Annotated in this window: 8 protein-coding genes; 5 read left to right on the forward strand and 3 right to left on the reverse strand. The window is 62.6% G+C overall.

The features are described 5' to 3' along the window. On the reverse strand, positions 1-1,744 hold a 1,744-nt coding region (locus Q7U29_RS00005), incomplete at its 3' end, for a type IIL restriction-modification enzyme MmeI (protein ID WP_370691668.1). 103 nt (positions 1,745-1,847) lie between these two features. Between Q7U29_RS00005 and Q7U29_RS00010 the strand changes: the two genes are divergently transcribed. Beyond that, the gene (locus tag Q7U29_RS00010) at positions 1,848-2,096 is read left to right on the forward strand and encodes a DUF2442 domain-containing protein (protein WP_304737182.1); all 249 of its coding nucleotides are present in this window, start codon (positions 1,848-1,850) and stop codon (positions 2,094-2,096) included. 10 nt (positions 2,097-2,106) lie between these two features. On the opposite strand, the gene Q7U29_RS00015 is transcribed toward Q7U29_RS00010, so the two are convergent. Together Q7U29_RS00015 and Q7U29_RS00020 are read right to left on the reverse strand one after the other, a co-directional pair. After that, positions 2,107-2,418: a BrnA antitoxin family protein gene (locus tag Q7U29_RS00015; RefSeq protein WP_304737183.1), complete on the reverse strand. Its 312-nt coding sequence runs from the start codon at positions 2,416-2,418 to the stop codon at positions 2,107-2,109. Further along, the gene (locus Q7U29_RS00020; protein ID WP_304737184.1) at positions 2,405-2,683 is read right to left on the reverse strand and encodes a BrnT family toxin; all 279 of its coding nucleotides are present in this window, start codon (positions 2,681-2,683) and stop codon (positions 2,405-2,407) included. The genes Q7U29_RS00015 and Q7U29_RS00020 overlap by 14 nt, the downstream gene beginning before the upstream one ends. 141 nt (positions 2,684-2,824) lie before the next feature. Here Q7U29_RS00020 and Q7U29_RS00025 point away from each other — a divergent pair, with 141 nt between their 5' ends. From Q7U29_RS00025 to Q7U29_RS00040, 4 genes are all read left to right on the forward strand, one after another. Further along, positions 2,825-3,064 (forward strand): AbrB/MazE/SpoVT family DNA-binding domain-containing protein, encoded by a 240-nt coding sequence (locus Q7U29_RS00025; RefSeq protein ID WP_304737185.1) that lies wholly within the window; start codon positions 2,825-2,827, stop codon positions 3,062-3,064. 27 nt (positions 3,065-3,091) lie between these two features. Next, positions 3,092-3,322 carry an AbrB/MazE/SpoVT family DNA-binding domain-containing protein gene (locus tag Q7U29_RS00030; RefSeq protein WP_304737186.1) on the forward strand — a complete coding sequence of 77 codons (231 nt, stop codon included), beginning with the start codon at positions 3,092-3,094 and terminating at the stop codon, positions 3,320-3,322. After that, positions 3,319-3,723: a PIN domain-containing protein gene (locus Q7U29_RS00035; protein ID WP_304737187.1), complete on the forward strand. Its 405-nt coding sequence runs from the start codon at positions 3,319-3,321 to the stop codon at positions 3,721-3,723. Before Q7U29_RS00030 ends, Q7U29_RS00035 begins: the two co-directional genes overlap by 4 nt. A 627-nt stretch (positions 3,724-4,350) precedes the next feature. Beyond that, entirely contained in the window at positions 4,351-5,418 is a 1,068-nt protein-coding gene (locus Q7U29_RS00040; protein WP_304737188.1) for a YbhN family protein, read from the forward strand. Positions 5,419-5,694: the final 276 nt, after the last annotated feature.

The raw sequence follows: 5,694 nt of genomic DNA on the forward strand, positions 1-5,694 counted from the left end.
CCGCCCACAACGCCTCCGCTTCGCCTGACCTCAGACGTGCACGAATATCTTTTCCGCCAATAAACGGCGGATTGCCGACAATGTACTCTGCCGTCGGCCACTCCGGCCGCCGCGCGTTGGGATAGGTTTCCTTGCCATCGACGATCTTCGGAATCGGGTCGCCGTCCCACGTCAGCACGGCGTTCTTGACCTTAATGTTCTTGAAGGCACGCAGAATCGGCTCTTCCGGGGCCGCACCCTTGGTGCGGAAATGCCATTGCAGATAGCCAATCCACAATACCAGTTCGGCAATCGCCGCGGCGCGCGGATTGATTTCGAGCCCGAGGAACTGATGCGGATCGACGCTGTGCGAGCCGAGCCCGCGCAGGGCTTCCTGGCCGCCGAGGTCGAGCAGCGCTTCCAGCACCTCGCCTTCCAGCCGCTTCATCAATTCCAGCGAGACGTAGAGGAAGTTACCGGTACCGCAGGCAGGATCGAGCACCCGCGTTTCGCAGAGCTTCTCGTGAAACGCCTGCACCTCGGCCGCCGCACCCTTGAGGTCGCCGGATGCGCGTTTGGTTTCGGCGGTGGCCTGCACGTTGCGCCAGTCCTCGCGCAGGGGTTCGATGATGGTGGCGACCACCAGCCGCTCGACATAGGCGCGCGGCGTATAATGCGCGCCGAGACGCTTGCGCTCTTCCGGATCGAGCGCCTGTTCGACCAGCGTGCCGAAGATCGAGGGATCGACCTCGTTCCAGTTATAGGTCGCCGCCTGTCGCAGTTCGCCGATTTCCTCGCGGCCGAGCGGCAGCGCGGCATGATTGCGGAAGAATTCGCCGTTGAATTTCTTCACCTTGGTTTTCAGCACATGCGCCCAGGTGCCGAGGTCCATCGCTTCCCAGAGCTGGCCGACGTCATGCGTAAACGCTTCCGGATTCTTCTCGCATTCCTCCAGCACGTCCTTGAAGGATTTTTCCGGCAGCAGGCCGACGTCCTCGGCGAACATCGTGAACAGGCAGCGCATCAGGAACATCGCGACGTCCTGCGCGGGATAGTTCTTCTTCTCCAGCGCCAGCGAAACCTGCGCGAGGCGTCTGGCGATATCGCGCGTGACCCTGGCCGAGGCCTGCGCCGGATCGAGCGTTTCCGGAGCGAGCCAGATTTTGCGCAGGCGTTCGCGGACATCTTCGATGCGCAGGTCTTCCAGATAAATGCGAAAAGTCTGGCGGTCCGGGAACTGGGTGTAGTTCTTGCCCTGTCCGGAAAAATCCGCATAGACCTCGATGCAGTGGCCGACATCGCAGACGAGGATGAACGGCGGCCAGCCGTGCGAGGTCGGCAGCGCGCGGGCGTATTCTTCCGCCTGCCGCTTGGCGTTCAGCATCAGCACGTCCCAGGCGCGATCGGCGCCGCGCCGGCCGCGCGAGCCTTCGGGGATTTCGGCGGTGAACAGGTCGTTCTGGCCGGCGACTTTCTTGATGCCTTTCAGGCGGCTCTGCTTGGCTTCGAGAACGAAACTGTTCTTCCTGTAGAGATCGATGCGGCCGTGGGAGTCGCCTTCGTCCTTGTGCTTGCGGACGGCGCGCTCGAAGACGTAATCGTTGTTTTCATGGGTGGCGTCGGCCGGGTCGGGCGGCGGCAATCCCAGCAGCACGATCAATTCATTGAGGAACGAGACGTAATTGGCCCGCTCCTGGCCGCCCTCGCGGCCCTGCCATCGGCGGATAAACGCTTCCACGGCTTCGTTATTTTTGGCTTCCCCCATTGTGGTAACCTAGCGGGAACAGGGGGGTAGGTACAACCCCATGAAATCGGCGCTATCATCCGTCATCCGGGATCGCAGCGCGATGTCCTGACAGGCAAATGGCATGAGCACTTTGGAAATTGATGTCGGCGATATCAGGCCGGTCTCGGTTGCCTTCACCGCGGACGAACTGGTGGTGACGCTGGCGGACGGCCGCAGGATCGCTATTCCGCTGGCGTGGTATCCGCGGCTGCGCGACGCCGACACCGCCGCGCGCGGGCGCTTCGAGCTGATGCCGATGGGTATTCACTGGCCCGAACTCGACGAAGACCTCGGGATTGCCGGGATGCTGCGGGGACGGCCGGGGACTTGAGCCGGTCAGTTCACCCGGCCTTCTTCTTGACCGTTTTCCCGCGCGGTGACGTCTTCGCCGCCGCCTGCCTGCGCGTCATGTGCGATTTCAGCGCCGCGCCGATGCGGGACTGATAGCCCGGGCCGCTCTGCTGAAACCAGCGCAGCACCGCGGCATCCAGCCGCAAGGTGATCAGTTGCTTGGGATCGTCGGATTTCGGCCGTCCGCGACGGATCAGCTTGCCGCCCTGATAGAGATCGGCGCGCTCGGCCATGTCGTCGGTCAGTTCAGGCACCTCGTCATATTCGTGCGGCTGAATGACGTGGCGATCAACTTTCTTCAAGTCGCTTCCCAAAGCGCGCTTTTTCCCGGTCATTGGCTTTCCTCATCGAAAATACGTGCCGCCCGTTGCCGCGCGGCGTCCAAACCACGATCACCATTCGTCCGCGCAGCGACCCCACGGTGATAATTCTGGGCTCGCCATAGTCACGGCGTTCGTCCGGAATGTTCAGAGCCTTGCCGGCGAACACCTCGGCGGCGTCGGCGAAATCGAGACCGCGGTCGCTCAGCGTGCTCGCCCGCTTTGCCGGATCGAACGTGATCTTCATCGAGTTATTGTAACTACAAATAAGACGGGATCAAGGGTCTTGCCCCGTCGCAATAATCGCATGCCGATTTTGACAAACCGGTGGACCTTGAAAATGATATCATCACCATGATATCATCAATTGGCGATCAAGGAGTCCACCATGCAGGTTTCCAAATGGGGCAACAGCCTTGCCGTGCGGCTGCCCAAGAAGCTGGTTGAAAAACTGGGGCTCGCCGAAGGCGACGACGTCGATGTCACGTCGGCGGATGCCCGCACCATCGTAATCGTGAAATGCGATGACAAGGATGACAAGAGCGGGTTCATCGCCCGGCTCCGCAGCCTGCAAAAGCCCAAACCCGCGGGGTTCGTCTGGAACCGCGATGACGCCAACAAGCGGTGAGGCCTTTTCAATACCAAGGAGGCAGCAATGCAGGTTTCAAAATGGGGTGACAGTCTGGCCGTGCGGTTGCCCAAGGCGCTGGTCGAGAAGATGGGTCTGGTCGCCGGCGACGAAATCAACATCGTCGATGTGGCCGAACGAACGCTGGTCGTGCAGAAGGAGGACCGTCGCAAGGCGGCGCTCGAGCGCATCGCATCGCTCAACTGGACGCTTCCTGCCGATTACAAATTCGATCGGGACGAGGCCAACGAGCGGTGACAGCGTTTTTCGATACCAACATTCTGGTCTATGCGGCGACCTCGGATGCGAAAAGACAGATTGCCAACGAGTGCCTGGGGCGCCGTGGCCTCGCCAGCGTTCAGGTATTGAACGAATTCGTGCATGTCGCGCGGCGGAAGCTTGGCCACGATTGGCCGCACATCGAGTTCGCGCTCGGGCTGTTTCGTGCCTCGCTCGACGATGTCGTGCCGCTCACCTTGAACACGCATGCCGGCGCCGTCGCACTCGCCCGCGAACACGGCCTGTCGTTCTATGATGCATTGATCGTCGCCGCCGCGCTCGAAGCCGGATGCGACACGTTGTACACCGAGGACATGCAGCACGGCCGCAAATTCGGCGGGCTCGTCATCTTCAATCCGTTTACCGAAGCTGCCGGGTGAGCGGTTCTGCCGATGACGCCGTCATTGCCTGCGACAAACGCGAAGCGTTTGCGCAAGGGAGCGCTTGCGACGAAGCAATCCAACTTCCTTCGACGTTCGAAGAAAGATGGATTGCTTCGCTGAGCCTGCCATCGGGCGCGCGTTCGCGCGACCCGTTGGCTCGCAATGACGGCGGATTAGCTTTGCTAATCCGCCGTCTCGGCGCCCGCACGACCACCGCTGTCATCGCCCGGCCATAGCCGTCCGAAGGACGGCGTCGCTTCCGCTCGCCTATGACCGGGCGACCCCGTATTCCAGAGATGCCAGCGTTAGAGCCGGGAAGCCGCGGCGTACTGGATCGCCCGGTCGAGCCGGGCGACGACAATGCTGGATGCCGGAACCAGCGGAACACCACCACCCCCGAACCCGTTGATCCCAATCAATGCCCGGAGCCGGATTTTCCGCGTTAAGGCATATATACGAAATGTGACGGAAGCCCCGGCGTGGCCAATCGCCGGGCGTTGTCAAGGACTGCACAACGGCCCGTTTTTGCCTTATGGATCTTCACGGAACCGGCGATCGGCGTATGCCTGTCATCAATCGGTGCCAGAAGGTTCACATACTTTTGCCGCCCCGCCGGGAGGATGAATGCACGGACTGCTGACCACGCTGGGGCGTGGCTTCAAGGAACGGATCGGCTGGAAACGGCTCGGAATCGCCGCGAGCCTCCTCATCGTCGCCTTCGCCATTTCCACCATGGTTCGCACCCTCAAGGGGGTCGATACCGGCGTGATCCTGACGGCGCTGACGGAGATTCCGCCTGCCCACATCGCGCTGGCCGCGCTGTGCGTGATCGGCGCGTTCTGCACGCTGACCTTCTATGATTTCTTCGCGCTGCGAACCATCGGCAAGCGGCACGTGCCCTATCGCACCGCCGCGCTGGCGAGCTTCACCAGCTACACGATCGGTCACAATATCGGCGCCACCGTGTTCACCGGCGGCGCGATCCGGTTCCGGATCTATTCGGATCACGGGCTTTCCGCCATCGACGTCGCCAAGATCTGCTTCCTGTCGGGCCTCACCTTCTGGCTCGGCAACCTGTTCGTGCTCGGCATCGGCATGGCCTGGCACCCGGAGGCGGCGACCGCGATGGACCTGCTGCCGCCTTCCGTGAACCGGCTGATCGCGATCGGCTGCCTCGCCGGCATCGCGGCCTATTTCGTCTGGCTGGTGACCGGCAAGGAACGCCGCCAGCTCGGCCAGAACGGCTGGAAAGTGGTGCTGCCCTCGGCGCGACTGACGCTGCTGCAGGTCGTGATCGGCGTGGTCGATCTCGGGTTCTGCGCGCTGGCGATGTATCTGCTGATGCCGGCCAGCCCCGGCATCGATTTCGTCTCGCTGGCGGTGGTGTTCATCCTGGCCACCCTGCTCGGCTTCGCCAGCCACGCGCCGGGCTCGATCGGCGTGTTCGACGCCGCCATGCTGGTCGCCCTGCCGCAATTCGTCCCGGAACAGCTTCTGGCCACCCTGGTGGTGTTCCGGATCCTGTATTTCCTGATCCCGTTCGGAATCTCGATTTCGATCATGGGGTTTCGCGAATTGTGGCTCAGCGTCATCCAGCCCTGGCAGGAACGCCGCAGGCTGGTCGAGCTCCGCGAGGCCTGCGCGGCCTCCGACGCCGTGCGGCAGCCGGTGAAGCGGCAGGCGCGGGGGTAGCGGCTTTCTTCTCCCCTCCTCCCGCGCGCCCTCGCGCGCGGTGGGGAGGGGTCGGGGGTGGGGGGTCTATCAGCGGATTCGACTGCCAGCGGGTTTGCTGAAGCACCCCCCACCCCCGACCTCGAGAGCGAGCTTCGCTCGCCTCGGACCCCGCCACGCGCAAGCGCGCGTGGAGGGAGGGGAGAAGGAAGATAACAGCGTCGTTATCCCGTCGGTTTCCGGTTCTCATATTTCCGCCCTACCAGTAGCGTCAAACGCGCCATGGTTCGAATTCAG

It is taken from the genome of Bradyrhizobium sp. (assembly GCF_030654605.1).
Classification (GTDB): domain Bacteria; phylum Pseudomonadota; class Alphaproteobacteria; order Rhizobiales; family Xanthobacteraceae; genus Bradyrhizobium.

Coding starts and splice junctions, on each gene's coding strand:
- Q7U29_RS00010 (WP_304737182.1), top strand. CDS start 1,848: ATGAGCACTTTGGAAATTGATGTCGGCGATATCAGGCCGGTCTCGGTT.
- Q7U29_RS00020 (WP_304737184.1), bottom strand. CDS start 2,683: ATGAAGATCACGTTCGATCCGGCAAAGCGGGCGAGCACGCTGAGCGAC.
- Q7U29_RS00025 (WP_304737185.1), top strand. CDS start 2,825: ATGCAGGTTTCCAAATGGGGCAACAGCCTTGCCGTGCGGCTGCCCAAG.
- Q7U29_RS00030 (WP_304737186.1), top strand. CDS start 3,092: ATGCAGGTTTCAAAATGGGGTGACAGTCTGGCCGTGCGGTTGCCCAAG.
- Q7U29_RS00040 (WP_304737188.1), top strand. CDS start 4,351: ATGCACGGACTGCTGACCACGCTGGGGCGTGGCTTCAAGGAACGGATC.